This is a genomic window from Rhizobium sp. LjRoot30 (assembly GCF_964253915.1).
In the GTDB taxonomy this organism is placed as follows: domain Bacteria; phylum Pseudomonadota; class Alphaproteobacteria; order Rhizobiales; family Rhizobiaceae; genus Metarhizobium.
In genome coordinates this window covers 218,367-244,609 of record NZ_CAXUSG020000003.1, presented here as the reverse complement: position 1 = coordinate 244,609, position 26,243 = coordinate 218,367, and the positions used below count along the sequence as shown (strand labels likewise).

The 26,243-nt window shown below is 62.6% G+C and carries 27 protein-coding genes and 1 tRNA gene; 12 read left to right on the top strand and 16 right to left on the bottom strand.

Going from position 1 to position 26,243, the window contains the following annotated elements:
• Positions 1–11: 11 nt before the first annotated feature.
• From ACSQ3I_RS08865 to ACSQ3I_RS08855, 3 genes are all read right to left on the bottom strand, one after another.
• A complete protein-coding gene (locus ACSQ3I_RS08865; RefSeq protein ID WP_435997998.1) occupies positions 12–1,832 on the bottom strand; it encodes an ABC-F family ATP-binding cassette domain-containing protein in 1,821 nt (606 codons plus the stop codon).
• A gap of 3 nt (positions 1,833–1,835) precedes the next feature.
• Entirely contained in the window at positions 1,836–2,486 is a 651-nt protein-coding gene (locus ACSQ3I_RS08860) for a thiamine diphosphokinase (protein WP_435997996.1), read from the bottom strand.
• Between the two features lie 144 nt (positions 2,487–2,630).
• Positions 2,631–2,705, bottom strand: a tRNA-Gly gene (locus tag ACSQ3I_RS08855).
• A gap of 266 nt (positions 2,706–2,971) precedes the next feature.
• Between ACSQ3I_RS08855 and ACSQ3I_RS08850 the strand changes: the two genes are divergently transcribed.
• The 4 genes from ACSQ3I_RS08850 to ACSQ3I_RS08835 all read left to right on the top strand — a co-directional run bounded on the left by ACSQ3I_RS08850 (position 2,972) and on the right by ACSQ3I_RS08835 (position 5,463).
• A complete protein-coding gene (locus tag ACSQ3I_RS08850; RefSeq protein WP_435997994.1) occupies positions 2,972–3,481 on the top strand; it encodes a prolyl-tRNA synthetase associated domain-containing protein in 510 nt (169 codons plus the stop codon).
• Between the two features lie 72 nt (positions 3,482–3,553).
• Positions 3,554–4,522: a thioredoxin gene (gene trxA / locus ACSQ3I_RS08845; protein ID WP_435997992.1), complete on the top strand. Its 969-nt coding sequence runs from the start codon at positions 3,554–3,556 to the stop codon at positions 4,520–4,522.
• 96 nt (positions 4,523–4,618) lie between these two features.
• The gene (locus ACSQ3I_RS08840; protein ID WP_435997991.1) at positions 4,619–5,275 is read left to right on the top strand and encodes an LON peptidase substrate-binding domain-containing protein; all 657 of its coding nucleotides are present in this window, start codon (positions 4,619–4,621) and stop codon (positions 5,273–5,275) included.
• Positions 5,275–5,463 carry a Trm112 family protein gene (locus ACSQ3I_RS08835; protein ID WP_435997989.1) on the top strand — a complete coding sequence of 63 codons (189 nt, stop codon included), beginning with the start codon at positions 5,275–5,277 and terminating at the stop codon, positions 5,461–5,463. Before ACSQ3I_RS08840 ends, ACSQ3I_RS08835 begins: the two co-directional genes overlap by 1 nt.
• 7 nt (positions 5,464–5,470) lie before the next feature.
• Here ACSQ3I_RS08835 and ACSQ3I_RS08830 read toward each other — a convergent pair whose 3' ends face one another.
• Positions 5,471–6,685, bottom strand: a complete 1,215-nt coding sequence (locus ACSQ3I_RS08830) for a ubiquinone biosynthesis hydroxylase (RefSeq protein ID WP_435997987.1) — start codon at positions 6,683–6,685, stop codon at positions 5,471–5,473.
• An 85-nt stretch (positions 6,686–6,770) separates the two neighbouring features.
• On the opposite strand from ACSQ3I_RS08830, the gene tesB reads away from it, so the two are divergent.
• The 6 genes from tesB (at position 6,771) to ACSQ3I_RS08800 (ending at position 14,253) form a co-directional block, all read left to right on the top strand.
• Positions 6,771–7,655 (top strand): acyl-CoA thioesterase II, encoded by an 885-nt coding sequence (tesB, locus tag ACSQ3I_RS08825; RefSeq protein WP_435997986.1) that lies wholly within the window; start codon positions 6,771–6,773, stop codon positions 7,653–7,655.
• 219 nt (positions 7,656–7,874) lie between these two features.
• Positions 7,875–8,225 carry a P-II family nitrogen regulator gene (locus tag ACSQ3I_RS08820; RefSeq protein ID WP_165823466.1) on the top strand — a complete coding sequence of 117 codons (351 nt, stop codon included), beginning with the start codon at positions 7,875–7,877 and terminating at the stop codon, positions 8,223–8,225.
• Between the two features lie 26 nt (positions 8,226–8,251).
• Positions 8,252–9,619 carry an ammonium transporter gene (locus tag ACSQ3I_RS08815; protein WP_435997984.1) on the top strand — a complete coding sequence of 456 codons (1,368 nt, stop codon included), beginning with the start codon at positions 8,252–8,254 and terminating at the stop codon, positions 9,617–9,619.
• 287 nt (positions 9,620–9,906) lie between these two features.
• On the top strand, positions 9,907–12,564 hold the full coding sequence (locus tag ACSQ3I_RS08810) for a DNA translocase FtsK 4TM domain-containing protein (protein ID WP_435997982.1): 2,658 nt from the start codon (positions 9,907–9,909) through the stop codon (positions 12,562–12,564).
• A gap of 99 nt (positions 12,565–12,663) precedes the next feature.
• On the top strand, positions 12,664–13,338 hold the full coding sequence (locus tag ACSQ3I_RS08805) for an outer membrane lipoprotein carrier protein LolA (protein WP_435997980.1): 675 nt from the start codon (positions 12,664–12,666) through the stop codon (positions 13,336–13,338).
• A 111-nt stretch (positions 13,339–13,449) separates the two neighbouring features.
• Positions 13,450–14,253: an exodeoxyribonuclease III gene (locus tag ACSQ3I_RS08800; protein ID WP_435997978.1), complete on the top strand. Its 804-nt coding sequence runs from the start codon at positions 13,450–13,452 to the stop codon at positions 14,251–14,253.
• A gap of 125 nt (positions 14,254–14,378) precedes the next feature.
• Here the strand turns inward: ACSQ3I_RS08800 and ACSQ3I_RS08795 are convergent, their stop codons facing one another.
• Positions 14,379–14,834 carry a cyclic nucleotide-binding domain-containing protein gene (locus tag ACSQ3I_RS08795; protein ID WP_435997976.1) on the bottom strand — a complete coding sequence of 152 codons (456 nt, stop codon included), beginning with the start codon at positions 14,832–14,834 and terminating at the stop codon, positions 14,379–14,381.
• A gap of 119 nt (positions 14,835–14,953) precedes the next feature.
• Positions 14,954–15,637 (bottom strand): response regulator transcription factor, encoded by a 684-nt coding sequence (locus ACSQ3I_RS08790; protein WP_435997974.1) that lies wholly within the window; start codon positions 15,635–15,637, stop codon positions 14,954–14,956.
• Positions 15,638–15,785: 148 nt separating this feature from the next.
• Here ACSQ3I_RS08790 and ACSQ3I_RS08785 point away from each other — a divergent pair, with 148 nt between their 5' ends.
• Positions 15,786–16,331 carry a L,D-transpeptidase family protein gene (locus ACSQ3I_RS08785; RefSeq protein WP_435997972.1) on the top strand — a complete coding sequence of 182 codons (546 nt, stop codon included), beginning with the start codon at positions 15,786–15,788 and terminating at the stop codon, positions 16,329–16,331.
• Positions 16,332–16,449: 118 nt separating this feature from the next.
• Positions 16,450–17,280, top strand: a complete 831-nt coding sequence (locus tag ACSQ3I_RS08780; protein WP_435997970.1) for an aldo/keto reductase — start codon at positions 16,450–16,452, stop codon at positions 17,278–17,280.
• A 184-nt stretch (positions 17,281–17,464) separates the two neighbouring features.
• On the opposite strand, the gene ACSQ3I_RS08775 is transcribed toward ACSQ3I_RS08780, so the two are convergent.
• The 10 genes from ACSQ3I_RS08775 to ffh all read right to left on the bottom strand — a co-directional run bounded on the left by ACSQ3I_RS08775 (position 17,465) and on the right by ffh (position 25,928).
• Complete coding sequence (locus tag ACSQ3I_RS08775) at positions 17,465–17,986, bottom strand: SixA phosphatase family protein (RefSeq protein ID WP_435997969.1); 522 nt, start codon at positions 17,984–17,986, stop codon at positions 17,465–17,467.
• 16 nt (positions 17,987–18,002) lie between these two features.
• Positions 18,003–19,412, bottom strand: coding sequence for a 3-isopropylmalate dehydratase large subunit (gene leuC / locus ACSQ3I_RS08770; protein WP_435997967.1), 1,410 nt, complete (start codon positions 19,410–19,412; stop codon positions 18,003–18,005).
• Between the two features lie 283 nt (positions 19,413–19,695).
• Positions 19,696–20,514: an amino acid ABC transporter permease gene (locus ACSQ3I_RS08765; RefSeq protein ID WP_435997966.1), complete on the bottom strand. Its 819-nt coding sequence runs from the start codon at positions 20,512–20,514 to the stop codon at positions 19,696–19,698.
• Between the two features lie 38 nt (positions 20,515–20,552).
• Positions 20,553–21,350 (bottom strand): basic amino acid ABC transporter substrate-binding protein, encoded by a 798-nt coding sequence (locus tag ACSQ3I_RS08760; protein WP_435997965.1) that lies wholly within the window; start codon positions 21,348–21,350, stop codon positions 20,553–20,555.
• Between the two features lie 203 nt (positions 21,351–21,553).
• Positions 21,554–22,081, bottom strand: a complete 528-nt coding sequence (gene rplS / locus ACSQ3I_RS08755; RefSeq protein WP_435997963.1) for a 50S ribosomal protein L19 — start codon at positions 22,079–22,081, stop codon at positions 21,554–21,556.
• Between the two features lie 172 nt (positions 22,082–22,253).
• Positions 22,254–22,970 (bottom strand): tRNA (guanosine(37)-N1)-methyltransferase TrmD, encoded by a 717-nt coding sequence (trmD, locus tag ACSQ3I_RS08750; RefSeq protein ID WP_435997961.1) that lies wholly within the window; start codon positions 22,968–22,970, stop codon positions 22,254–22,256.
• The gene (rimM, locus tag ACSQ3I_RS08745) at positions 22,967–23,509 is read right to left on the bottom strand and encodes a ribosome maturation factor RimM (protein ID WP_435997959.1); all 543 of its coding nucleotides are present in this window, start codon (positions 23,507–23,509) and stop codon (positions 22,967–22,969) included. Before rimM ends, trmD begins: the two co-directional genes overlap by 4 nt.
• A gap of 120 nt (positions 23,510–23,629) precedes the next feature.
• Complete coding sequence (gene rpsP / locus ACSQ3I_RS08740; RefSeq protein ID WP_109459465.1) at positions 23,630–23,989, bottom strand: 30S ribosomal protein S16; 360 nt, start codon at positions 23,987–23,989, stop codon at positions 23,630–23,632.
• A gap of 35 nt (positions 23,990–24,024) precedes the next feature.
• Entirely contained in the window at positions 24,025–24,342 is a 318-nt protein-coding gene (locus tag ACSQ3I_RS08735) for a chorismate mutase (RefSeq protein ID WP_435997957.1), read from the bottom strand.
• 17 nt (positions 24,343–24,359) lie between these two features.
• Complete coding sequence (ffh, locus tag ACSQ3I_RS08730; protein ID WP_435997955.1) at positions 24,360–25,928, bottom strand: signal recognition particle protein; 1,569 nt, start codon at positions 25,926–25,928, stop codon at positions 24,360–24,362.
• Positions 25,929–26,243 lie beyond the last annotated feature (315 nt).

The window sequence follows — 26,243 nt, the reverse complement described above, 5'->3', positions numbered from 1 at the left end:
AGACTGCAGGATCAGCCTTCCAGCTCTTCCCGCAGCATTTCGAGTTCCAGCCATTCCTCTTCCATCTTCGTCAGGCTGTCGCGCAGTTTTTCCATTTCTGCGGCAAGCTTGTTGAAGGTGGTGGGGTCCTTGGAGAAAAGATTGGGGTCAGCCATCCTTTCCTCGCGCTTGGCGATTTCGGCTTCCGCCTTGGCCATTTCTTTCGGCAGGTTTTCGAGCGCGAATTTTTGCTTGTAGGACAGCTTGCCTTTTGCCTTCGGGCTTTCGGCCGCAGCCGTTTCCCCGGTCTTGGCCTTCTCCGCCTTTTCGGCCTTGCGCTTCTCGTCGAGCGCGCCCTTGCGCTGCGCCAGCATATCGCTGTAGCCGCCGGCATATTCGATCCAGCGGCCGTCCGGGTCTTCCGGATTGGCCGGCGCGATCGTCGATGTCACGGTGCGGTCGAGGAAATCGCGGTCGTGGCTGACGAGGATGACGGTGCCGGGAAAGCCGGCGACGATTTCCTGCAGCAGGTCGAGCGTTTCGATATCGAGGTCGTTGGTTGGTTCGTCGAGGATCAGCAGGTTTGCCGGCCGCGACAGGATGCGGGCCAGCATCAGCCGTGCCCGTTCGCCGCCGGACAGGCTGAGGATCGGTGTGCGGGCCTGCTCCGGCTGGAAGAGGAATTCCTTCATGTAGCCGGTGACATGCCGCTGTTCGCCGTTGACCAGCAGGTTTTCGCCGCGCCCGTCCGTCAGGTAGTTGGCCAGCGTATCCGTGAGGTCGAGGTCCTCGCGTTTCTGGTCGAGGGTGGCGATTTCGAGATTGGTGCCGAGCTTGATCGTGCCGGAATCGGGTTCCAGCTGGCCGGTGAGCATCTTCAGCAATGTCGTCTTGCCGGCGCCGTTCGGACCGACGAGGCCGATGCAATCGCCGCGATGGACACGGATGGAGAAGGGCGCGACGATGGTGCGCTCGCCGTAAACCTTGGTGATCTTTTCCGCCTCGATGACCAGCTTGCCGGATTCGCGGGCATCGGAGACGGTCGCCTGCACCGTGCCCTGCGGTCCCTTGTGGCCGCGATAGGTGGCGCGCATGGTCTGCAATTCGCCGAGGCGGCGCATGTTGCGCTTGCGACGCGCGGTGACGCCGTAACGCAGCCAATGTTCCTCGCGTTCGATTGCCTTGCCGAGCTTGTGCTGCTCCAGCTCTTCCGCCTCCAGAACCTGGTCGCGCCATGCTTCGAAATGCGCAAAGCCGCGGTCGAGGCGCCGGGATGTGCCGCGGTCGAGCCAGACGGTCGCCGTCGAGACCTTTTCCAAAAAGCGGCGGTCGTGCGAGATCAGGATCAGGCTGGACTTGGTTTTCTGCAACTCGCCTTCCAGCCATTCGATGGTCGGCAGGTCGAGATGGTTGGTCGGTTCGTCGAGCAGCAGGATATCCGGTTCCGGCGCCATGACGCGCGCCAGTGCTGCGCGCCGGGCCTCGCCGCCGGAAAGGCTCTGCGGCGATTCGCTGCCGGTGAGACCCAGATGTTCCAGCAGATAGGTCACCCGGTAAGGATCATCGCTCGGTCCGAGCCCGGCTTCCGCATAGGCCTGCACCGTCAAATAACCGTCGAAATCCGGGGCCTGGTGCAGGTAGCGCACGGTGGCCGAGGGATGGCGGAAGACTTCGCCGGACTGCGCTTCCACCAGGCCGGCGGCTATCTTCATCAGGGTCGACTTGCCGGAGCCGTTGCGGCCGACGAGGCAGATGCGGTCGCCGGGTTCGAGCTGCAGGTTCGCGCCATTGAGCAGCGGCGCGCCGCCGAAGCTGAGACGGATATCGTCAAGTTTGAGAATAGGAGGCGCCAAGGGTCAGGCTCCGCTGAAATCGAAGGGACGGGCAAGGATCAGGGCCTTGCCGCTATGAAGGGTAAAGGTCACCGGACCGTTCGCGACGTTGGATATGGTGCGCGACGAGCCGAAGGGCAAATGGAAGCGCTCCAGCGGATACCGCACGTTTTCCAGCGACAATCCGTCGAGCTCGGTAAAACCGAGTACAGAGAATAACGAGCCGGCGGGCAGGTCCAGCGTCTTTTGGCCGGGCAGAAGCGGCACCGCTTCTTCGTCGCCCGAGGTCAAAAGCACGCCCTTGCCGGTCTCAGCCAGGCTAATGGCCGAAAGATAGTGTTGCAGCGCGTGGTCGCTGCGGTCGCCGCCAAGCGCGCCGGCCAGGATGATGCGGCCAGCGCCGCGCTCCAGCGCCTCGGAAACGGCGATCTCGCCATCGGTCTCGGTCTTGGCGGCCGGGTAGGGCTGACGCGGCACGTTCGGCCAGGTGTCGAGAAGCTGCTGCGATGTCGAATCGAAGTCGCCGACCCAAAGCTCGGGCGTGACGCCCAGCGCTGCTGCATGCCGCATGCCGCCATCGGCGGCAATGAAGCGGGCACTGGTCAGCACCGCCTTCAGCCGGTCGTTCGGCGTCAGGGCGCCACCGAGCAGGATCGCAAATGTTTCATGGTTCATGGGCACTGCCCATAACGCAAACTGGCCGCAAAGGGAAAGGCTTTCCCGCGGTCACCATCACGGCCACGTCACCGCCTGCAACGGGCAAGCAAACACGGCTTGGCCCGAAGGCCTGTTCTCAATTTCAACGTCTTTGGGAGAATTTGGAGCGGGCGAAGGGATTCGAACCCTCGACCCCAACCTTGGCAAGGTTGTGCTCTACCACTGAGCTACACCCGCTCATCAATCCACCGGTCCGTGGTAGTTAGCTAGACCGTGGGCCGCTCGTTTCCGGCGACGGGCGCTATATCGCCCAAACCCTTTTCAAATGCAACAGGGAAATGACGATTTCTTCGAGAAAAATTTCGGAAGGCGGGTTTTGGGCGGCAAAAGGCCTGGAAATGCTGGGTTTTCGATTTGGCATCAAAGATTGCAAAAGCGATCTGCGGATCGTATCAGAGGCAGCCGGGCCTCCGGCCTATCGATTTCGACCCATGGGAATGCACATGACAGAGACGGCACCAAAGACGCGCGAAGAGCTTTTCCGGTTTCTCGACGAGCTGGGCATCAAGCACGCCACCAAGGATCACCCCCCGGTCTATACCGTCGCCGAATCGGTGTCGCTGCGCGACGAAATTCCCGGCGGCCATACCAAGAACCTGTTCGTCAAGGACAAGAAGGACCAGTTCTTCCTGCTGACCGTCGAGGAAAATGCCGCCGTCGACCTGAAGACGGTGCACACGCTGATCGGCGGCGCCAGCAAGGTATCGTTCGGCAAGCCGGAAAAGCTGATGGAATATCTGGGCGTCGAACCCGGCTCCGTCACCGCCTTCGGCGCCATCAACGACGCCGGCCATAATGTCACCTTCGTGCTCGATGCGGATCTGATGAAAAACGACATCATCAATTGCCATCCGCTGTCCAACGATGCCACGACATCGATTGCGCGCGACGACCTGATCCGCTTTATGGAGGCGACCGGCCACACGCCGCTTGTCTTGAAAGTCACGGCCTGACATACGATTTAAGCTGGCAAGCGATGACCAGTGAAAACGGCCGGCAAGGCCGATGATGGCGGGAGAGATTTGATGAGCGGCGTGAACAACAATCCTTATGGCGGTTCTTTCGGCAGCCAGATGTCGGCATCTGTCGATCTCGGCGGTGCGCAGGCCGCCGCGGGCGGCCATATCAAGGACACGACGACGGCTGCCTTTACCAAGGACGTGCTCGAGGAATCGCGCCGCCAGCCGGTTCTCGTCGATTTCTGGGCGCCGTGGTGCGGTCCGTGCAAGCAGCTGACGCCCGTCCTGGAAAAGGTGGTCGACGAGGCGCGCGGCCGCGTCAAGCTGGTCAAGCTGAACATCGACGATCATCCGTCCATTCCCGGCCAGCTCGGCATCCAGTCGATTCCGGCGGTGATCGCCTTTGTCAATGGCCGCCCGGTGGACGGTTTCATGGGGGCGGTGCCGGACAGCCAGATCCGCCAGTTCATCGATCGTATTGCCGGCCCTGCCGCCGACGATCCGGCCGTCGAAATCGCCGCCGTGCTCGATGAGGCCGATGGTCTTGCCGCAGCTGGCGATTTCGAAGCGGCTTCCCAGCTTTATGGTGCCGTTCTGCAGGCCGACGGCGACAACGTCCGGGCGCTGGCAGGTCTTGCCGGAAGCCTGATCGGCGGCGGCGAACACGGCCAGGCGCGCGAACTGGTCGATAGCCTGCCCGAAGAACTTTCCAAGGACGCGGCGATCCAGGCAGTGGTGAAAAAGCTCGACCAGATCGAGGAAGCGCGCAAGCTCGGCGATCCCGTTGCCATCGAGCGTGAACTGGCGCTCAATCCGGAGCATCACGAAGCGCGGATGAAACTTGCCAAGATCCTCAACGTCGAAGGCAAGCGTGACGAGGCTGCCGACCATCTCCTGTTCATCATGCGCCGCGACCGCGCTTTCGACGATGATGGCGCCCGCCGCCAGCTCCTGCAGTTCTTCGACGTCTGGGGTGTGAAAGATCCGGCGACGATTGCGGCGCGACGCAAGCTCTCCTCGATCCTGTTTTCGTAAAACACCTTGTGTTTTCCGGCGAACGCACCAAATTAAGGTGCGGACGCCGGATCACGGACGAAGGACCCGGCCTAAAAACAGACGGGACGTATTCTGATGCAAGCGGGAAACGCCAGATATCTGAAACAGGGTGATCTGCCGGAAACAATCCCGATCTTCCCGCTGTCCGGGGCGCTGCTGCTGCCGGGGGGACAGTTGCCGCTGAATATCTTCGAGCCGCGCTACCTGATGATGTTCGACGATGCGCTCGCCCATAACCGGCTGATCGGCATGGTGCAGCCCTCCTATTCCGAACAGATCCATTCCGAATTCTGCCAGGTCGGCTGCCTTGGCCGCATCACTTCGATTGCCGAGACTGGCGACGGGCGCTACATCACCTCGCTCACCGGCATCTGCCGCTACCGGCTGATCGAGGAGGTGGCGAGCCACAAGCCCTATCGTAATTTTCGCATTGCGCCGTTCATCTCCGACCTCACCTTGGCGAGCGAGGACGGCGGTATCGACCGGCAGGCGTTGCTCGCGGCGTTCCGCGCCTATCTCGATGCCAACAAGCTGGAAGCCGACTGGGACAGCGTCGAGCGGGCGAGCAACATGACGCTGGTCAATTCGGTGTCGATGATGTCGCCCTTCGGGCCAGCGGAAAAGCAGGCGTTGCTCGAGGCGCCGGACCTCAAGACACGAGCGGAAACGCTGATCGCCATCACCGAAATCGTCATTGCCGGCGGCGATGATTCCGATACGGTCCTGCAGTAATGGATGAAAATCTCAGCAAGGTCGATCCGCGGCTGCTGGAACTGCTCGTCTGCCCGCTGACCAAGGGCAGGTTGTCTTTTGATCGGGACAAGAACGAGCTGGTTTCCGAGCGTGCCAAGCTTGCCTATCCGATCCGCGACGGTATCCCGATCATGCTGGTGTCGGAGGCCCGCCGGCTGGAGGACTGATCGCCGCTCAGATCGGCTGGCCCGCCAGCAGGCGCGGATTGTTTTTCGCCGTCAGGCCGGCCGCTTCGCCGATGAAATAATCCTTGAGTTTCGGCATCCGCTCCACCAGTCCGAGGCCGAAATCACGCATCAGCCGCAGCGGGCCGATATCGTTGGAAAACAGCCGGTTGAGCACATCTGTGGTGACGCCCATGCGAAAGGTGTCGAAGCGGCGCCAGGTCTGGTAGCGTTCCAGGATCGTCAGCGAGCCGATGTCGAGGCCGAGGCGGTCGGCTTCGACGATGGTTTCCGCCAGCGCCGCCACATCCTTGAAGCCGAGATTGAGGCCCTGGCCGGAAATCGGGTGGATGCCGTGCGCCGCATCGCCGGCCAGCGCGAAACGTGGCGCGACGAAGTCGCGTGCCAGCGTCAGGCCGAGCGGGAAGGCGCGGCGGTCGCCGACGACGGTGAGGCGGCCGAGCTTGTGGCCGAAGCGCCGCTCCAGTTCTTCCTCGAAGACGAGATCGTCGGCGCGCACCAGGCGGTCGGCATCGGCGGTGCGTTCGGTCCAGACCAGCGAGGAGCGGTTGTTTTTCAGCGGCAGGATGGCGAAGGGGCCGGCGGGCAGGAAATGCTCCTCGGCGCAGCCCTCATGCGGCCGCTCGTGTTCCACCGTGGTGACGATGCCGGACTGACCGTAGTCCCAGCGCACCGTCTTGATGCCGGCCATGTCGCGCAGTTTCGAGCGCACGCCGTCGCAGGCGACCAGCAGGCGCGCCTGCAAGGGCGAGCCATCCGCCAGGGTGACGTCGACATGGGTGCTGCCGGCGGAAAAACCTGCAGCCGTCGTGCGGTGGCGGATCGTCACGCCAAGGCGTTCGCAGGCCTGGCGCAGGGCGCCGACGAGGGCGAGGTTGGGGATCATGTGGGCAAAAGGTTTGCCCTCCGTCACCTCGCCGGCAAAGGTGAGGAACACCGGGCGCACCGGATCGCCGGTGCGCGAATCGGTGACGACCATGCGGGTGATCGGCTGGGCTTCGGGTTCGATATCCTGCCAGACGCCGAGGATGTCGAGAAGCTGCGAGGCGGCGGCGATGATCGCCGAGGCGCGGCCATCGTTGCGCCAGGCATCCTCGGGTGCGGCTTCCAGCACCTCGACGGCAAGATGCGGGGCGGCCTGCTTGACGGCAACCGCAAGCGAAAGGCCGACATAACCGCCACCCACCACCAGCATATCGATCATTGTCCGCTCCCTAGTTGCTTGAGTCTCCGAAGGCCCGACTATAGAGGATGTGTCGGTCCCTTCCTACCGTCGGAGTTTGTTCAAAATGTCGCGACCCGAAAACTCCCTTTCCCCGATGGAGCAGCTTCTCGACTTGCTCGATCTCGAAAAGATCGAGGAGAATCTCTATCGCGGCCAGAGCCCGCAGACCGACTGGCAACGTGTCTTCGGCGGCCAGGTCATCGCCCAGGCGCTGATGGCGGCGCAGCGCTGCGTCGATCCCGATCGCTTCGTGCATTCGCTGCACGCCTATTTCATGCGGCCCGGCGATCCCTCGGTGCCGATCCTCTACCAGGTCGAGCGTATCCGCGACGGCGCCGGCTTCACCACGCGGCGCACGGTGGCGATCCAGCACGGCAAGCCGATCTTCGCCATGTCGGCCTCCTTCCAGCTGGAGGAGCCGGGCTTCGACCACCAGGTCGAGATCCCCGCGGTGCCGCAGCCGGAAGAGCTGATGGACGAGGAACGCATCAAGAGCGAATTTCTGGCGCATGCCTCCGAGCCCATCCGCCGCTACTGGGCACGGCGCCGGGCCATCGAGTTCCGTCCGACCGCCTTCACTCACTACGTTTCCAGCGAAAAGCTGCCGCCGCGCCAGGATGTCTGGGTGCGCACCACCGGCCCGGTGCCGGCTGATCGAAAGCTGCAGGCGGCGGTCCTCGCCTACCTCTCCGACATGACGCTGCTCGATACCTCGCTTTATGCCCATGGCACGTCGATCTTCGACCAGACGCTGCAGGTGGCGAGCCTCGACCATGCCATGTGGTTCCACCGGCCGTTTCCGCTCGACGACTGGCTGCTCTACACTCAGGACAGCCCGAGTGCTTCCGGTGCTCGTGGCATGACGCGCGGCAGCCTGTTTTCCCGTTCTGGCCTGCTCGTCGCCTCGGTGGCGCAGGAGGGTTTGATTCGGAAAAAGGCAAATGAGTAAAAAATACTCGTTTCGGCGATATTGCATAAATTTTGCACAATCATAAAGCGTTCAATTGCCCGTTTCTTGGCTGTTGAAATTATAGCTTTTACTTTTCAATAACTTAAACCCGTCCAGCGAATCTGGCACGCGCCTTGAATGGTGTAGGCCAGTCGCTGCTTGATTGTTCTTGCCAGCGGCAAGGAGAGTCGGCTCAGCGCCGAGGTAAAAATCAAGAGGATGGGGTACCAGATGAAAATTGTGATGGCCATCATCAAGCCGTTCAAGCTCGATGAGGTGCGTGAAGCCCTCACAGCGATCGGCATCCAGGGCCTGACCGTCACCGAAGTCAAAGGCTACGGACGGCAGAAGGGGCATACGGAAATCTATCGTGGGACGGAATATGCCGTCAGCTTCCTGCCGAAATTGAAGATCGAGATCGCCGTTGCTTCCGAACTCGCCGAGAAGGCGGTCGAGGCGATTGCCGCTGCCGCCAAGACCGGCCAGATCGGCGACGGCAAGATCTTTGTCTACGCGATTGACCATGCCGTGCGCATCCGTACCGGCGAAACCGATTCCGAAGCGCTGTAATCCGGCTGATCAGGGAGTTTTTTCAGATGTCTTTTTCCAAGCTTTCCCCGTCCCTGAGCCGCGTGGCAGCCGCCAGCGCGTTGCTTCTGGCGCCGGTCGTCGCCTTCGCGCAGGAAGCCGCGCCTGCTGCTGCTGAAGCCGCCGCCGCTGTCGCCCCGGTTCCGAACAAGGGCGATACCGCCTTCATGTTCCTCTCCACCATCCTCGTGCTGTTCATGCTGGTGCCGGGCCTCGGCCTGTTCTACGGCGGCCTGGTGCGTGCCAAGAACATGCTGTCGGTGCTGATGCAGTGCACGGTCGCCGGTTCGGCCGTCATGCTCATCTGGGTGATCTACGGTTACTCCTTCGCCTTCGGCGGCTCCACCAGCGCCTTCTGGGGCGGCACGGCCAAGATGTTCCTGTCGGGCGTCACGCCGGACAGCACGGCTGCGACCTTCTCCGAGGGCGTCGTCATTCCGGAATACATCTTCATCATGTTCCAGATGACGTTTGCGGCCATCACGCCGGCCCTGATCGTCGGTGCCTTCGCCGAGCGCATCAAGTTCTCCGCCTCCATCCTCTTCTGCATCCTGTGGGCGACCTTCGTCTACTTCCCGATCGCGCACATGGTCTGGGATGCCAACGGCCTGATCTTCAAGATGGGCGCCTTCGACTTCGCCGGCGGTACCGTCGTTCACATCAATGCCGGCGTTGCCGGCCTGATCGGCGCCATCATGGTCGGCAAGCGCACCGGCTTCGGCAAGGACATGATGGCTCCGCACTCCATGACGCTGACGCTGGTCGGCGCGGCGATGCTGTGGGTCGGCTGGTTCGGCTTCAACGCCGGCTCCAACCTGGAAGCTTCGGGCGGCGCGATGCTCGCCACCGTCAACACCTTCCTCGCGACGGCGGCTGCCATCGTTTCCTGGTCGGTCGTCGAAACCTTCACCCGCGGCAAGGCATCGATGCTCGGTGCAGCGTCGGGCATGATCGCCGGCCTCGTTGCCGTCACCCCGGCCGCTGGCATTGTCGGTCCGATGGGCGCCATCGTCATGGGCCTGATCGTTTCGCCGCTCTGCTACTTCTTCGTCTCGGTGGTCAAGAACAAGTTCGGCTACGACGATACGGCTGACGTCTTCGGCGTCCACGGTGTTGGCGGCTTCTTCGGCGCGCTGGCAACCGGCATCTTCGCTTCGTCGTCGCTCGGCGGCATCGGTTATGCCGACGGCGTCACCATGGGCGGCCAGTTCGTCACCCAGCTGACCGCTGCCGTGATCACCATCGTCTGGTGCGGCGTCGGTTCGGCGATCCTCTACAAGATCGTCGACGTCATCGTCGGCCTGCGTGTCCCGGTCGAAGCCGAGCGCGAAGGCCTCGACCTCGCTTCCCACGGCGAAGCCGCTTACCACAATTGATAAGGGCTTGCGGCGCCGGGATACAAACGGCGCCGCTGAACATCCCGTCGCGGCCTATGCAAATAGACCGCTTTTGGCCCGGACCTTCCAAGGTTCGGGCTTTTTTTGTTTTCATCGATCGCAAGATAGGCCGGCGGCAAATTTATCCGGCATTAACCGCCTTCAAAGGTTGGATGGTTAATGCGACTTTAACCGTCATCTGCCTAGGCTGTGCTGGACTAACGCGAGTCCGGCCACGGCGGCCGTCGATTCGCGCCCGCAGTAAAGAGCATGGACGGACCGCAAATATGGGCAGAAGCACTTCGGCAGCGATGGATGGGCGCCATCGCTTCACGCTTACGACATTCGTATGGCGGCAGGCACTGGCACTCGCCGGCCTCAGCCTCTTCCTGTGCCTGGCGCTTGCGGTGGCAGCGCTGGCGACCTGGAATGTTTCCGATCCGAGCTTTTCTTACGCCACCAGCAACGAGCCGACCAACATTCTCGGCCATAGCGGCGCTGCCTTCGCCGACCTGATGATGCAGTTCCTTGGCCTGTCGAGCGTCATCTCGCTGCTGCCGGTGCTGGCCTGGTCACTGGCGATGGTCAGCGGCCGCACCATCAACCGTATTCCCGCCCGCATTGCCGCCTGGCTGTGCGGTGCCGTCGTCTGCTCCGCCGTGGTCGGCTGCTTTCCCGCGCCGCTGACCTGGCCGATCCCCAACGGCATCGGCGGCGTCATCGGCGACATGATCCTGCGCTTCCCGGCGCTGTTCGTCGGCGCCTACCCCACCGGCACCTTCGCGACCATCCTCGGTATCATTTTCGCCATACCGACCGTCTGGCTGATGCTGTTTGCCGCCGGCCTCGTCGGTCGCGAAGTGCCGGAGCGTTCCGTGGAAGAGTTGCCGGCGACACCCAGCAAGGCCCGCAGTATCCGCGACGAAGAAGAGGAAGAGGAATATTATCCCGGCTTTGTCGCCCTGCGTGGTGCGCTGACCCACATGCGTTATACGGCGCACGCCCGCTTCCGGCGGCTGTTCGGTTTTGCCGGACGGCGAGACAGCCACTACGAAGAACCCTACGATTTCAACGAGGACGAATTCGGCACGCTCAACGAACCGGTGCGCGCCAAGACGCCGCCGTCGCGGGGCGGCGAGCGCCTCGAGCCGACGATGGAGCCGTCCGCCCGCCGTTCGGTTGCCGCACCGCCGATCGCCCATGACGACGACGATTATTTCGACGAAGATGATGATGGCTTCGACGCGCCGCGTCCGGCCGGCATCCTGCCCGACGACGAAGCGGATGACGAAAGCTGGGCCGCCCCGCAGGCGCGCAACCCCGCCGCCGGCCAGGGCCGCCAGCCTCGCGTTTCGGTGCCGTTGCACCGCCCGAAGCCGACGGCGTTTGCCGACAGTCGGCCGCGTAATGCCGCACCCGGTGCCTTCGAACTGCCGCCCGTGGATCTGCTTGCCGAGCCGAAAGGCGTCGTGCGCGATTCGACCCTGAGTTCGGATGCGCTGGAGCAGAATGCCCGCATGCTGGAAGGCGTGCTGGAGGATTTCGGCGTCAAGGGCGAGATCATCCATGTGCGCCCAGGCCCGGTCGTGACGCTTTACGAACTGGAGCCGGCGCCGGGCATCAAGTCGTCGCGTGTCATCGGCCTTGCCGACGACATCGCCCGCTCGATGAGCGCGATTGCCGCCCGTGTCGCCGTCGTTCCCGGTCGCAATGCCATCGGCATCGAACTGCCGAACCAGACACGCGAAATGGTCTATCTGCGTGAACTGATCGCCAACCGTGATTTCGGCGGCACCAAGGCGAAGCTCGCCATGGCGCTCGGCAAGACGATCGGCGGCGAGCCGGTCGTCGCCGACCTCGCCAAGATGCCGCATCTGCTGGTCGCCGGCACCACCGGTTCGGGCAAGTCGGTGGCGATCAACACCATGATCCTGTCGCTGCTCTACCGCATGACACCGGATCAGTGCCGGCTGATCATGATCGACCCGAAGATGCTCGAACTCTCCGTCTACGACGGCATTCCGCATCTTCTGTCTCCCGTCGTTACCGATCCGAAGAAGGCCGTCGTGGCGCTGAAATGGACGGTGCGCGAGATGGAGGAGCGCTACAAGAAGATGTCGAAGATCGGCGTGCGCAACATCGACGGCTTCAACAGCCGCGTCGAGCAGGCGCTCGCCAAGGGTGAGGTGATCAGCCGCACGGTGCAGATCGGTTTCGACCGTGAAACCGGCGAGGCGCTGTACGAGACGGAAGAATTCGACCTGCAGCCGATGCCCTACATCGTCGTCATCATCGACGAGATGGCCGACCTGATGATGGTCGCCGGCAAGGATATCGAAGGTGCGGTGCAGCGCCTGGCGCAGATGGCGCGTGCCGCCGGCATCCATGTCATCATGGCGACGCAGCGGCCTTCCGTCGACGTCATCACCGGCACGATCAAGGCCAACTTCCCGACACGCATCTCCTTCCAGGTGACGTCGAAGATCGACAGCCGCACCATCCTCGGGGAGCAGGGCGCCGAACAGCTGCTCGGCATGGGCGACATGCTTTATATGGCCGGTGGCGGCCGCATCCAGCGTGTCCACGGTCCCTTCGTCTCCGATGTCGAGGTCGAGGAGATCGTCGCCTACTTGAAAACGCAAGGGTCTCCCCAATATCTGGATGCAATCACGCAGGATGACGGCGAGGACATTGGCGGTGGAAGCGGCCCGGCGGGCACGACGAACCTGTCGGACTCGGATGATCCGTACGACCAGGCGGTGGCCGTCGTGCTGCAGGATGGCAAGGTCTCGACCTCCTACATCCAGCGGCGCCTCGGCATCGGCTACAACCGTGCAGCCTCGCTGATCGAACGGATGGAAAAGGAAGGCCTGATCGGCCCCGCCAACCATGCCGGCAAGCGCGAGATCCTCGTGCCGACCGCGGCAGATATCATCGAACGCTGATCCGGTGGGACAGCCGTTCGCCCTGTGACGAAAGACACGCGCGGCGTCATGAAGGCGCCGCGTTTGGCCGTCATGGAAGCTCGTATGAAGGAGAAAAAAATGACAGAGACTGTATCGGGCAAGCACGGCAAGGGTGCGTTCGACGGCATGACACGGCGGCGGATCGTTGGTGCCGGCCTGCTCGCGGTGGCGGTTGCCTCCGGCCTTGCCCCGGCGACGGCTTTCGCCCAGGCGGCATCGACCGGCGCTGCCCAGCAGATCGCCGACCATTTTTCCTCGGTCAAGACGATGCAGGGCGAGTTCGTTCAGTTCGGTCCGCGCGGCGAACAGACCGGTGGCAAGTTTTTCATCGAGCGTCCCGGCAAGCTGCGTTTCAACTATGATGCGCCATCGCCGATGCGGGTGATTTCCGACGGCCGCAACGTCGTCATCGGCAACAGCAAGCTGAACACCTGGGATATCTATCCGCTCTCCAAGACGCCGCTCAGCCTGCTGCTCAGCGAACGCATCGACCTCTCGGCCAAGATGGTGCGCAACGTCAAGGAAGAGCCCGACCTGATCACCATCGCGCTCGGCGACCGGACAATCTTTGGCGATTCCACCATCACCATGATGTTCGATCCGAAGAGTTTCGAGCTGCGCCAGTGGACGATCACCGATGCCCAGGCCAAGGATACCTCGGTGATGATCTTCAACGTCAAGACCGGCGTCAAATTCGACGAAAGCGTCTTTGCCGTTCCTTACGATGCGGTCCAGAAGAAGGGCAATCGCTGACGGCTTTGTTTTGCTGGCATCCTGAAAAGGCCGTCACATCCGTGGCGGCTTTTTTGCTGTCCTGCGGCTGGAAAATTGCTAAACCGCCCCGATCAGAGCAAAGAGGGCGCCATGGCATTTTCGATCACCACCTGGAACATCAATTCCGTGCGCCTGCGCATGCCGATCGTCGAGCAGCTCGTGCTGAAACACCGGCCCGATATCCTTTGCCTGCAGGAAACCAAGGTTCCCAACGATCTTTTTCCGGCAGCACCGCTGCGGGCAATGGGTTACGAGCACATCATCTTTCACGGCCAGAAGGGCTATCACGGCGTGGCGATCGCCTCGCGCCTGCCGCTGACGGAAGATCTCCGCCAGGATTATTGCGGCGTCGGCGACGCCCGCCATATCTCGGCGATCTTCGAGCGCGGCGGCCGGCGCATCCGCCTGCACAATTTCTACGTTCCCGCCGGCGGCGACGAACCGGACCGGACAATCAATCCGAAATTCGGCCACAAGCTCGATTTCGTCGAGGAGATGAAGCGGTTGAAAGCGGCGGGCGAAGCCAATACCTCGGCGATCCTCGTCGGCGACCTCAACATCGCGCCCTTGGAAAACGACGTCTGGTCGCACAAGCAGCTCTTGAAGATCGTCAGCCACACGCCGGTCGAGACCGAGGGCCTGCTTGACGTCATGAAGCGCGGCGGCTGGCTCGACCTGATGCGCCACAAGGTGCCGGACACCGAAAAGCTCTATACGTGGTGGAGCTACCGCGCCAAGGACTGGGAAGCCGCCGACCGCGGCCGGCGGCTCGACCACATCTGGTCGTCGCCCGATCTCGGCCCGCATCTGCAGCGCGTCGACATCCTGAAGGAAGCCCGCGGCTGGGACCGGCCGTCCGACCATGTGCCGGTGACGGCGCATTTCGATTTTTAAAGCATTTCCAGCCGAAGCGGAATCGCTTCGGCGTCGGACAATGCGGCAAAACAAAGAGAGTGAGCGTTTTCGCGGTTCGGAGAAAAGCGGAAATGCTCTAACGGAAGAGCCGGGCCTTGCGAGGCTCAGGCGAAAAAGCGTTCCAGCGCGGCGATGTCGTCGATCATGCCGGCGATGTTGTCGCGCAGCCGGGCTTCGGCCCGCGCGGCGACGACGGGATATTCTTCCATCAGCCGCTGGAAGAGGGCACGGGTGATGCGCAACACTTCGGCGTCGCCCTGGGCGACCGCGGTGTATTTCCGCTCCACCAGCGTCATCAGCGCCAGTTCGGAAAGCAGCATGCCGGGGCCGACGGTTTCTTTCAGCACCGGCTTGCCGTCGCGGCCGTTTGCCAGCAGATCAATGCTGCCTTCCGCAATGATATAGGCACATTCGGCCGGCGCCTTCTCGCGAAACAGCGTCTGTCCGGCTGAGAGATGCCGGCGCTCGGCGCCGAAAGCCACCAGTCGCATCTGGTCATCATTCATGCCGGCAAACAGCGGCACCGTCGATAAGATGCGGATATCGTCCTGCAGGCCCATGCGTTCCAGATCCTTGTTCGGAGCACGATCCCGGAAAATTGCAGACTTTCCGGAAGAGATCATGCGGGAAAAACAAAAACGTAGAGGGAGATAGCGATTTAGTCGGATCAAATCTCGCTCTACGGTATGATCTTGTAGCCGCCGTTTTCGGTGACCAGGATTTCGGCATTGGATGGATCGCGCTCGATCTTCTGGCGCAAGCGGTAGACATGGGTTTCGAGCGTGTGCGTCGTGACCCCGGAATTGTAGCCCCAGACCTCTTCGAGCAGCACGTCGCGGGTCACCACCTTCTGGTCGGCGCGGTAGAGATAGCGGATGATCGCCGCTTCCTTCTCGGTGAGGCGGATCTTCTGGCCGTCTTCCGTCGTCAGCAGTTTCTGGCTCGGCTTGAAGAGATAGGGGCCGACGGTGAAGGTGGCGTCCTCGCTCTGTTCGTGCTGGCGCAACTGGGCACGGATACGCGCCAGCAGAACGGCGAAACGGAAGGGTTTCGTCACATAGTCGTTGGCGCCGGCTTCCAGGCCCAAAATGGTGTCGGAATCGGTGTCGTGGCCGGTGAGCATGATGATTGGCGGCTTGAAGCCGCCCTTGCGCAGCAGTTTTACCGCCTCGCGACCGTCCATGTCGGGCAGGCCGACATCCATGATCAGCAGGTCGACCGTGCTGGTGCGGGCCGTCTGCATGCCTTTCGTGGCACTCGGCTCCTGGAGGATGGAGAATTCCTCGTAGAGCGACAATTGCTCGACCAGCGTCTCGCGCAGGTCGTCATCGTCATCAACGAGAAGAATCGTCCGGGCTGTCATGCGCTGGCTGCCTTTCGTTTTGCCTCTTCACTCCTACGCCAAATTGTTGTTTTGGCAAGACTGTGGCGGAGCGGAGCCTGTGTTGTCCTGTTCAAAGTGCTATGATTTCAAACCATATCACGCGCAAAGCAAATACTTGTGAGATCGCATGCGAAAGACAAGCCCGCCCGCCCGTTCCCGGCCGATCATCTGCGTTCGCCAGAAACCGGGCAACCGGCAGCAGGCCATCGTTTCGGTCGGCGGGCTGACCCTTCAGGCAGCGATCGGCCGCTCGGGACGGACGGCTTTCAAGCGCGAGGGTGATGGGGCGTCGCCGATTGCGGCGATGACGCTTCTCTCCGGCTTCTGGCGGCCGGACCGGGTGAGCGGCCTCGTCACCGCCCTGCCGATGCGACCGATCCGTCAAAACATGCTCTGGTGCGATGCCTCCGGCCATCCGGCCTACAATCGACCGGTCAAGGCACCGTTCAAGCCAAGCCATGAAGAACTGGCGCGCAAGGACGATCTCTATGACATCTGCATCGTCCTCGACTGGAACATAAGCTCGCGCCGGCGTGACCGAGGTTCGGCGATCTTCTTCCATCTCAGCCGGCCCGGCTACGAGCCGACCGCCGGCTGCGTGGCGCTGCAGCTGCGCGACATGCGCCGGCTGTTGCCTTTTTTACGCAAGGGGAGCGTTCTCAGGGTTTTTTGATTGCAGGGGTGATAATTGCGGATGATATGCCTATATGTTCCGTCCGGCGCCGCTCGCTTTTGTCGATCCGCGCCGGATTTCTTTATTTCATCACGCTTCAATCTCGCGGAGGCACAGTGTGACCCATACTCCCATCATCACCTTCCATGACGGCCATTCCATTCCGCAGGTCGGCCTCGGCGTCTGGCAGACGCCGAACGATATCGCCGCGCCGACAGTGAAGGCGGCCATCGATGCCGGCTACCGGCATGTCGATACGGCTGCGATCTATGAAAACGAAGAGGGCGTCGGCGAAGGCATCCGTTCGTCCGGCATCGACCGCAAGGATCTCTTCCTCACCACCAAGCTCTGGAACGACGACCAGGGGTTTGACTCGACACTGAAGGCGTTCGACAAGAGCCTGAAGCGGCTCGGAACCGATTATGTCGACCTTTACCTCATCCACTGGCCGGCACCGAAGCGCGACCGCTACGTCGATACGTGGAAGGCATTCCTGCGGCTGAAGGAAGAGGGCCGCGCCCGCTCCATCGGCGTTTCCAACTTCTATCCGGAGCATCTCGACCGGCTGGTGCAGGAAACCGGCGTCGTGCCGGTGATCAACCAGATCGAACTGCACCCGGACTTCCAGCAGAAGGCGGCGCAGGACGCCCACAAGAAGCTCAACATCGCCACCCAGTCCTGGAGCCCGCTCGGCCAGGGCAAGCTGCTGGACAATTCCACCATCGGCGCAATTGCCGCCAAGCATGGCCGCACACCGGCGCAGGTGATCATTCGCTGGCACATCGACAGCGGTTTCGTGGTCATCCCGAAGTCGATCACGCCGAGCCGTATCGTCGAGAATTTCCAGGTCTTCGATTTCAAGCTGGATGCCGATGATATCGCCGCTATCGCCAAGCTCGACGATGCCGGTGCCCGCATCGGGCCGGACCCGAAGACGGCAACGTTCTGATATCGAGGCCGGCCGCTTCGCTTTGCTGGTAAGGTGGCCCCTCATCCGCCCTGCCGGGCACCTTCTCCCCGCGTGCGGGGAGAAGGTGAGATGCCGCACCCTTTCGCCACACTCAACGCTGCGTGAGGCAAGTCCCCTCTCCCCGTTTGCGGGGAGAGGGTTAGGGTGAGGGGCTGACGCGACGTCAGCCCAGCGTTTTTGGCGTCACGAACCGTTCCAGCGTTCCGCTGCCCGGCGCCAGCTTCGCCCAGCTTTTCACCTCGAAATCGATGACGGCCAATCCGCAGGTGGGGAATTTTGTCTCCAGCTGCTCACGAGCCTCCGGCTGGCCGGTGCCGATCAGCAGCCGGGCAAGATCCTCGAGGCCGGGATTGTGGCCGAGGATCAGCACCGAGCGGCGATCTGTCTGCAGCGTCCGGATGACCGCAAGGATGGTGTCTGCAGAGGTTTCGTAGAGATCGTCGATATCGAGCCTGGCGGGTGCCTTCGGCCACGCCCGGCGCAGCAATGTCCAGCTTTCCTGCGTCCGGCGCGCCGGCGAAACAAGCGCCAGGTCGGTCTTCAATCTTTCGCGGGCGAGGTAGGCGCCCATGAGGGGCGCCGCCTTTTCGCCGCGCGGCGCCAGCGGCCGTTCCTTGTCCGCCACGCCTTCCGGCCAGGCGGACTTCGCATGCCTGAGGAGGAGAAGCCGCCGCCCATGGGTCATGTGCGGCGGCCCCGCATCAGTTCCACTCGCGGATGTCGATGAAGTGGCCGGCAATCGCCGCCGCCGCGGCCATGGCCGGGGAGACGAGGTGCGTGCGGCCCTTGAAGCCCTGCCGGCCTTCAAAGTTGCGGTTGGAGGTGGAAGCGCAACGCTCGCCCGGCTTCAGGCGGTCGTCGTTCATGGCGAGGCACATAGAGCAGCCCGGCTCGCGCCAGTCGAAACCGGCGGCCTTGAAGATCTTGTCGAGACCCTCGGCTTCCGCCTGCTCCTTCACCAGGCCGGAACCCGGGACGATCATGGCGGAAACGGTCGAGGCGACCGACTTGCCGTCGACGACCTTGGCGACAGCGCGCAGGTCCTCGATACGGCCGTTGGTGCAGGAGCCGATGAAGACGCGATCAACGGCAATGTCGGTGATCTTGGTGCCCGGCTTCAGGCCCATATAGTCGAGGGCGCGCCACTTGGAGGCCCGCTTGTTCTCGTCCTGGATCTCGTCGGGGTTCGGAACGGCGCCCTGAACCGAGATGACGTCTTCCGGCGAAGAACCCCAGGAGACGATCGGCGGCAGGTTGGCGGCGTCGAGCACGACGACGCGGTCGAAATGGGCGCCTTCGTCGGTGTGCAGCGTCTTCCAGTAGTCGAGCGCCATCTCCATGGCCTTGCCCTTGGGAGCGCGCGGCTTGTCCTGCACGTAGTCGAAGGTCGTCTGGTCGGGTGCGATCAGGCCGGCGCGGGCGCCGCCTTCGATCGTCATGTTGCAGATCGTCATGCGGCCTTCCATCGACAGCGAACGAATTGCTTCGCCGGCGAATTCGATGACGTAGCCGGTGCCGCCGGCGGTGCCGATCTCGCCGATGATGGCGAGGATGATGTCCTTGGCGGTGACGCCCGGCGGCAGCTGGTTGTCGACGCGCACCAGCATGTTCTTCGCCTTCTTCTGGATCAGCGTCTGCGTCGCCAGAACGTGTTCGACTTCGGAGGTGCCGATGCCGTGCGCCAGAGCGCCGAAGGCGCCGTGCGTCGAGGTGTGGCTGTCACCGCAGACGATGGTCATGCCGGGCAAGGTAAAGCCTTGTTCCGGTCCGACGATGTGGACGATGCCCTGGCGGACGTCGTTCTCGGAATAATATTCGACGCCGAAATCCGCGGCATTCTTGGCGAGGGCCTCGACCTGGATGCGGCTTTCTTCGTTCTTGATGCCCTGCTTGCGGTCCGGAGAGGTCGGCACGTTGTGGTCGACGACGGCAAGCGTCTTTTCCGGATGGCGGACCTTGCGGCCGGCCATGCGCAGGCCTTCGAACGCCTGCGGGCTGGTCACTTCGTGAACCAGGTGGCGATCGATATAGAGAAGACAGGTACCGTCTTCCTGCTGATTGACGACGTGATCGTCCCAGATCTTGTCATAAAGGGTGCGGGGTGCGCTCATGGCTCATATCCACTCGATATAGGGGTATAGGGATTTGGCAGTCGGCGACTGCCGGATGCTTAAGCTTCAAAGCTTAGGCAAGGCGGCTGTTGAGCGCCCCGGAGACGCGCGCGAAGAAACGGGCCGGCAGGCGCTTGTGATCCTGCAGCACGTAAACAAAAGGCGCGAGACATCCGAATTTCGATCCCATGGCCGCGCTTCTAGCAATTTTTCGGGCTTTCGGCAACGGATTTCCAGCGCCGGCGTCATCCGGCCGTCACAAGATCCCGGCCGTGCCGCCGGTTCATCTCTCGGTCTTTCCCCGCATCCGCTTTTCGAACGACCGCAGCAGCAGCGAAAGGCCGATCGTCAGGATGAGGTAGATATAGGCGACGATCGAATAGGTCTCGAAAAAGCGGAAGGAACCGGAGGCGTAGACCTTGCCCATCTGGGTGATGTCGGCGACGCCGAGCACGGAGACCAGCGAACTGTCCTTCACCATGGCGACGAAATCGTTGGAGAGCGGCGGGAAGATCACCCGGATCGCCTGCGGAAAGACGACAAGGCGGAAGCGCTGGACACGCGACAGGCCGAGCGCTTTCGACGCCTCGATCTGCCCCTTGTCCACCGATTGGATGCCGGCGCGAAAAATTTCGGCAATGAAGGCGGAATAGCCGATCATCAGGGCCATGATCGCCCGCCACATCAGCGAGAAGTCGCGCACCAGCATAGGCTCGGCGAGCCCTGAGCTGGTCAGCGGCGTCATCAGCCAGTTGTAGGCGGCAACAATGCCGGGGGCGCCGACGAAGGCGATGTAGAACAGAAGCACCAGCATCGGTATGCCGCGGATCACCTCGATGTAGAAGCGGGAGATCTGGCGCAATGCATTGCTGTCGGAGAGGCCGAGAAGCGCGATGCCGAGGCCGAGCAGGGTGGCAAGGCAGAAGGCGACGAGCGTGACGAAGATCGTCACGCCGATGCCGTTTGCCACGGTCAGGAAGACCTGAGCATAGATGCCGTTGAAGAAGATGACGGCGGCAAGCACCACCGCCAACACACAAAGGGCGACCAACCACCAGGGATAGTCGCCTTTGCCGCCCTTGGGCAAAGTCTGGAAGCCCATCAGCGTTCAGTTTTCGTCATGGCCGACATGGAGGGCGCTCACTCGCCCATCTTGTATTCGAGGAACCACTTCTTGTTGAGGGCATCGAAGGTGCCGTCAGCCTTCAGCGCTGCGATAGCCGCATTGACCGGGGCGACGAGATCCGACCCCTTGGGGAAGATGAAGCCGAAATCTTCGCTGCCAAGCGGACCGCCGACGACCTTGAGGCCGCCATTGGAGGCATCGACGTAACCCTGGGCGGCGACGCTGTCGGTCAAGACGACATCGACATCGCCGGCCTTGAGGGCCTGTACGGTGGCGCCGAAGGTCTCGAACAGTTTTATGCGCGGGTTCTGCTCGTTGCCGTCAAGGATGTTGTAGACGGCGGTGTAGAACGGCGAGGTGCCCGGCTGGGCGCCGACCAGGCCGTCGTTGAACGCGCCAAAACTCTTGGCGTCAGTGAAGCGGCTCTCGTCGCCGCGCACCAGCATGAACTGCTCGGAGCGCATGTAGGGGTCGGAAAAGTCCACCTTCTCCTTGCGCTCGTCCTTGATGGTGATGCCTGTCATGCCGATGTTGTACTGGTCGTCGGAAACGGCCTGGATCATCGCGTCCCAAGAGGTGTTCTGGTATTCGACCTTGAAATTCAGGCGCTTGGCGATCTCGTTCATCGCGTCGTATTCCCAGCCCTTGGCTTCGCCGCTCTTCGGATCGACGAACTGCAGCGGCGGATAGGCATTTTCCGTCACGACCACGACCGCGCGGCCGCCGAGATCCGGCAGGTCGGCTGCAACGGCAGCAAACGGCATGAGGGCGAGGGCGGTCAGCCCGGCAAGGAACGAGCGTCTGGACGACATGGAATTCTCCCGATTGTGTGGCGTGCGGAAAATGTCACAGTTTCAAAGCCGATGGCAAGACCAAGGCACTTGCCTTTACGGCAAAAATGAAACGCGCCACCGCTGTATACCGGTCGTCGCAGAAGAATTTTCTCCTTCCGGATCGCAGGCAACAAAAAAGGCGGCCCGGAGACCGCCTTCGATGCATTTCCAAACGGAAAAGCTTATTCGCCCTTGGCTTCTGCAGCAGCGGCAGCTTCCGCTGCAGCGGCGGCTTCGGCTGCTGCCTTTTCGGCGGCGAGAGCCTGGGCTGCTGCGACCTTCTCGGCTTCGATGCGGGCCTTTTCCTGGGCGGCTGCGGCGCGCTCGGCGTCGTTGAGCTTGCGGGCGCGAACGCCGGTGTCTTCAACGATACGGGCAGACTTGCCGCGACGGTCGCGCAGGTAGTAGAGCTTGGCGCGACGGACCTTACCGCGGCGAACGACTTCGACGCTTTCGATCATCGGCGTGTAGATCGGGAAAACGCGCTCGACGCCTTCGCCGTAGGAGATCTTGCGAACGGTGAAGCTCTCGTTGATGCCGCCGCCCGAACGGGCAATGCAGACGCCTTCGTAAGCCTGTACGCGGGTACGGTTGCCTTCCTTGACGCGGACGTTGACACGAACCGTGTCGCCCGGGGAGAATTCCGGAAGGGTGCGCTGTGCGGCGATCTTGGCGGCCTGTTCGGCTTCCAGCTGCTGAATGATGTTCATGGGTCTAACCTTTGCATTTTTCTGAAACAGCCAGAGCGCTCTCGATTGTCCTCCGGTCGAAACCTCGGGAGTAAGCCGGTGAAGGCTGGAGCGGATTCGCCATTCTTTGATTGGCGGTCGACGGGCCAAGCCCGAATTCCGAGCGGGCATATACAGGAAGATTCCCGATATGTCACCCCTGTGACGTCGATTTTGTCGCCGGTTTCGCCAGCAGATCCGGCCGGCGCTCGGCCGTCAGCTTCAAGGCTTCCGCCTTGCGCCATTTGTCGATGGCGCCGTGATTGCCGGAGGTGAGGACGGCAGGGATTTCGAGGCCTTCGAAGACCTGCGGCCTCGTGTAGTGCGGATGCTCCAGCAGCCCGTCCTCGAAACTTTCGTGCAGGCCGGACAGGTCGTTGCCCATGACGCCGGGAAGAATGCGGATAATGGCGTCGAGCACGATCAGCGCCGCCGGCTCGCCGCCGGAAAGAATATAGTCGCCGATCGACACCTCTTCGAGGTTCCGCGCCTCGATGACCCGCTGGTCGATGCCTTCGAAACGGCCGCAGACGATCACCACGCCGTCGCCGGCGGCAAGCTCGCGCACGCGCGCCTGGGTCAGCGGTTTTCCGCGCGGGCTCATCAGCAGGCGGGGGCGACCTTCGCCGACATCGTCGATGGCGCGGGCGAGCACGTCCGGCTTCAGCACCATGCCGGCGCCGCCGCCGGCCGGGGTGTCGTCCACCGTGCGGTGCCGGTCGGTGGCGTAGTCGCGGATCTGCACGGCATCGAGCGACCATGAGCCGCGCTCCATCGCCTTGCCGGACAGCGAATAGCCGAGATGGCCAGGAAACATTTCCGGGTAGAGCGTCAGGACCGTTGCCCGGAAGGGGCTGTTGCCGTCCGTCATGGTTTCGGCCGGTCGTCGGGGCTGTCGATCAGGCCGGCGGCGAGCGGGTCGATGAGGATCGTGCCGCCTTCGAGGTCGATGTCGAGCACCGCCTTTTCCGAGAAGGGGATGAGCACCGGCCGGCGCCCCGGCCCCTTGAGTTCCAGGAGATCGCCGGCGCCAAAATCGTAGATGGCGCTGACGGTGCCGTAACTCTTGCCGTCGCTGTCGACGGCTTCCAGGCCTTCGAGGTCGGCATAGAAGAATTCGTCGTCGTCGAGCTCGTCGTCGGGCAGGTTGTCGCGCTCGACGTAGAGTTCCAGGCCGTTCAAGGCTTCGGCCGCATTGCGGTCGTTGATGCCGCGGAAGCGGACGATGACGACGGTCTTGGCCTCGCGGATATCGAGAACCTCGAACGTCCGGCCGTCGAGGCTGTGCAGGTTGCCGTAATCGCCGAGCGCCATGGGATCGGCGCTGAAGGCCTTGACGCGCACTTCGCCCCGCAGCCCCTGCGCCGCGCCGACCGTCGCCATCAGGATGGGATTTTCAAGCTTGCTCATGCGGCTGGATCCGGTTTTCTTCAAAGCTCGGGCTCTATTATGTCGAAGTTTGCAAAATTGGAAACGAAAACGGGCGGCATGAGTTCACGCCGCCCGCTTTCGATAAGGATGGTCAGCCGATTATTCTGCGGCAGCAGCAGCGTCGGCGGCCTTCTGGGCCTTCTCGGCGGCGCGTTCCTGGGCCTTCTTGCCCGGCTTGCCCTTTTCCGGGTTGCTGCGGGCGTCGCGCTTGGCAATGCCGGCTTCGTTGAGGAAGCGCAGAACGCGGTCGGTCGGCTGGGCGCCCTGGTCGAGCCAGTGCTTGATGCGGTCGGCGTTCAGCTCGACGCGCTTTGCGTCTTCCTTGCCGAGCATCGGGTTCCAGGAACCGAGCTTCTCGAGGAAGCGGCCGTCACGCGGCGAACGGGCGTCGGCAACGACGACGGTGTAGTACGGGCGCTTCTTGGAACCACCGCGGGCGAGACGAATTTTCAGGGACATGTCATTACTCCTTGGGCTGTTTGGGACCGCTTTGTTCAGGCGGTGTGTTGGGTGCTGCCGTGTTCGGCAGCGATGGCTTCATGATGCCGGATCACTTCGGTGATGATGAAGTTCAGGAACTTTTCCGCAAAATCCGGGTCCAGGCTGGCATCCTTCGCCAGACGGCGAAGGCGGCTGATCTGGTATTCTTCGCGCGCCGGGTCGGCCGGCGGCAGGTCATGCGTGGCTTTCAGCACGCCCACTGCCTTGGTGCAGCGGAAACGTTCGGCCAGCATATGCACGAGAGCGGCGTCGATATTGTCGATCGACTGGCGATAGCCGCTCAATTGTTCTTTGACGTTGGGATCGATCATTTAAGGCTTTCCTCCCCTCACTTCTTCTTCGGCAGGCCGGGAAGACCGGGGAAACCGCCGCCAAGACCGGGAAGCTTGGCCCCGCCGAGGCCCGGCAGGCCGCCACCCAGGCCGGGCATGCCGCCCGGCTTGCCGAGGCCGGCAGCCTCCGCCTGCTTCTGCAAGGCTTCCAGCTGCTTCGGATCGAGGCTCGACAGGTCGGGCATGCCCCCCATGCCCCCCATGCCGCCAAGCCCCATCTTCGAGGCCAGGCCGCCCATCATCTGCTTCATCATGCCGCCTTTGCCCTTGCCGCCCATCATCTTCATCATGTCGGCCATCTGCCGGTGCATCTTCAGAAGCTTGTTGATGTCGGCGGCATCGGTGCCGGAGCCGGCGGCGATGCGTTTTTTACGCGAATGCTTGAGAAGGTCCGGGTTGGAGCGCTCGGCCTTGGTCATCGACGAGATGATGGCGAGCTGGCGCTTGAACACCTTGTCGTCCAGGCCGGCGGCGGCCATCTTGTCCTTCATGCCCGACATGCCGGGCATCATGCCCATGATGCCGCCCATGCCGCCCATCTTCTGCATCTGACCGATCTGGTCGGCGAGGTCGTTGAGGTCGAACTTGCCCTTGGCCATCTTGGCGGCCATGGCCGCCGCCTTCTCGGCGTCGATGTTTTCGGCAGCCTTCTCGACCAGCGAGACGATGTCGCCCATGCCGAGGATACGGTCGGCGATCCGGCGGGGATGGAATTCCTCCAGCTCGCCCATCTTTTCGCCGACGCCGATCAGCTTGATCGGCTTGCCGGTGACGGCGCGCATCGAAAGGGCAGCACCGCCGCGGCCGTCGCCGTCCATGCGGGTGAGCACCAGGCCGGTGATGCCGACGCGTTCGTCGAAGTTGCGGGCGAGGTTGACGGCGTCCTGACCGGTGAGGCTGTCGGCAACGAGCAGGATCTCGTGCGGATTGGACTTCTTCTTGATGTCCGCCATTTCGGCCATCAGCGGCTCGTCGATATGCGTGCGGCCGGCGGTATCGAGGATGACGATGTCGTGGCCGCCGAGCTTGGCCGCCTGCACGGCGCGCGCGGCGATATCGGTCGGCGACTGGCCGGCGATGATCGGCAGCGTGTCGACGCTTGTCTGGACGCCCAGCTGGCGCAACTGCTCCTGCGCAGCCGGACGGCGCGTGTCGAGCGATGCCATCAGCACCTTCTTGCGATCACGCGTCTTCATCCGGTTGGCGATCTTCGCCGTCGTCGTCGTCTTGCCCGAGCCCTGCAGGCCGACCATCATGATGACGACCGGCGCCGGCGCGTTGAGGTCGATGCTTTCGCCCTCGGAGCCGAGCATCTCGATCAGCTCGTCATGGACGATCTTGACGACCATCTGGCCCGGCTTGATCGACTTCAAGACTTCGGCGCCGACGGCCTTTTCGCGGACGCGATCGGTGAAGGAGCGCACGACTTCCAGCGCGACGTCGGCTTCGAGCAGCGCGCGGCGAACCTCCCGCAGGGCGGCGGAAACATCGGCTTCCGACAGCGCGCCACGGCCGGTCAGTCCATTCAGGATGGAACCAAGACGGTCCTGGAGGTTCTCAAACATCAGCTCTTCCTTCTTCGTTTCGGGGATCACCTGAAACGTCGGTATATCGCTTGACGAAAACAAGACGCAAAGCCAAAAAGCACCCGAGGGCGCATCGCGCTGTCGGGTGTTGACCTCCGGGATCTCTTTATACCTTCACGGGTCCCGGTCGGCGGCTCGGAGTGCTTGTCTCGTCGCAGATTGGGCGCGATAAACCCGAAGATCCCGACAAAGTCAAGGAAAATGCGGGAATTCTGCGCTTCTTTTCTAAGGCGTAATTTAGAGGCGACGTTCGAAGGTCGCCTCATAGCTCGGCAAAGCTTGTGTTTTCAGCAA

Coding starts and splice junctions, on each gene's coding strand:
- ACSQ3I_RS08760 (WP_435997965.1), bottom strand. CDS start 21,350: ATGTCGTCCAGACGCTCGTTCCTTGCCGGGCTGACCGCCCTCGCCCTC.
- ACSQ3I_RS08850 (WP_435997994.1), top strand. CDS start 2,972: ATGACAGAGACGGCACCAAAGACGCGCGAAGAGCTTTTCCGGTTTCTC.
- ACSQ3I_RS08815 (WP_435997984.1), top strand. CDS start 8,252: ATGTCTTTTTCCAAGCTTTCCCCGTCCCTGAGCCGCGTGGCAGCCGCC.
- ACSQ3I_RS08775 (WP_435997969.1), bottom strand. CDS start 17,986: ATGACCCATGGGCGGCGGCTTCTCCTCCTCAGGCATGCGAAGTCCGCC.
- ACSQ3I_RS08735 (WP_435997957.1), bottom strand. CDS start 24,342: ATGATCGATCCCAACGTCAAAGAACAATTGAGCGGCTATCGCCAGTCG.
- ACSQ3I_RS08765 (WP_435997966.1), bottom strand. CDS start 20,514: ATGGGCTTCCAGACTTTGCCCAAGGGCGGCAAAGGCGACTATCCCTGG.
- rimM (WP_435997959.1), bottom strand. CDS start 23,509: ATGAGCAAGCTTGAAAATCCCATCCTGATGGCGACGGTCGGCGCGGCG.
- trmD (WP_435997961.1), bottom strand. CDS start 22,970: ATGACGGACGGCAACAGCCCCTTCCGGGCAACGGTCCTGACGCTCTAC.
- rpsP (WP_109459465.1), bottom strand. CDS start 23,989: ATGTCCCTGAAAATTCGTCTCGCCCGCGGTGGTTCCAAGAAGCGCCCG.
- ACSQ3I_RS08810 (WP_435997982.1), top strand. CDS start 9,907: ATGGGCAGAAGCACTTCGGCAGCGATGGATGGGCGCCATCGCTTCACG.
- trxA (WP_435997992.1), top strand. CDS start 3,554: ATGAGCGGCGTGAACAACAATCCTTATGGCGGTTCTTTCGGCAGCCAG.
- rplS (WP_435997963.1), bottom strand. CDS start 22,081: ATGAACATCATTCAGCAGCTGGAAGCCGAACAGGCCGCCAAGATCGCC.
- ACSQ3I_RS08835 (WP_435997989.1), top strand. CDS start 5,275: ATGGATGAAAATCTCAGCAAGGTCGATCCGCGGCTGCTGGAACTGCTC.
- ACSQ3I_RS08800 (WP_435997978.1), top strand. CDS start 13,450: ATGGCATTTTCGATCACCACCTGGAACATCAATTCCGTGCGCCTGCGC.
- leuC (WP_435997967.1), bottom strand. CDS start 19,412: ATGAGCGCACCCCGCACCCTTTATGACAAGATCTGGGACGATCACGTC.
- ACSQ3I_RS08860 (WP_435997996.1), bottom strand. CDS start 2,486: ATGAACCATGAAACATTTGCGATCCTGCTCGGTGGCGCCCTGACGCCG.
- ACSQ3I_RS08840 (WP_435997991.1), top strand. CDS start 4,619: ATGCAAGCGGGAAACGCCAGATATCTGAAACAGGGTGATCTGCCGGAA.
- tesB (WP_435997986.1), top strand. CDS start 6,771: ATGTCGCGACCCGAAAACTCCCTTTCCCCGATGGAGCAGCTTCTCGAC.
- ACSQ3I_RS08795 (WP_435997976.1), bottom strand. CDS start 14,834: ATGGGCCTGCAGGACGATATCCGCATCTTATCGACGGTGCCGCTGTTT.
- ACSQ3I_RS08785 (WP_435997972.1), top strand. CDS start 15,786: ATGCGAAAGACAAGCCCGCCCGCCCGTTCCCGGCCGATCATCTGCGTT.
- ACSQ3I_RS08805 (WP_435997980.1), top strand. CDS start 12,664: ATGACAGAGACTGTATCGGGCAAGCACGGCAAGGGTGCGTTCGACGGC.
- ACSQ3I_RS08790 (WP_435997974.1), bottom strand. CDS start 15,637: ATGACAGCCCGGACGATTCTTCTCGTTGATGACGATGACGACCTGCGC.
- ffh (WP_435997955.1), bottom strand. CDS start 25,928: ATGTTTGAGAACCTCCAGGACCGTCTTGGTTCCATCCTGAATGGACTG.
- ACSQ3I_RS08830 (WP_435997987.1), bottom strand. CDS start 6,685: ATGATCGATATGCTGGTGGTGGGTGGCGGTTATGTCGGCCTTTCGCTT.
- ACSQ3I_RS08820 (WP_165823466.1), top strand. CDS start 7,875: ATGGGGTACCAGATGAAAATTGTGATGGCCATCATCAAGCCGTTCAAG.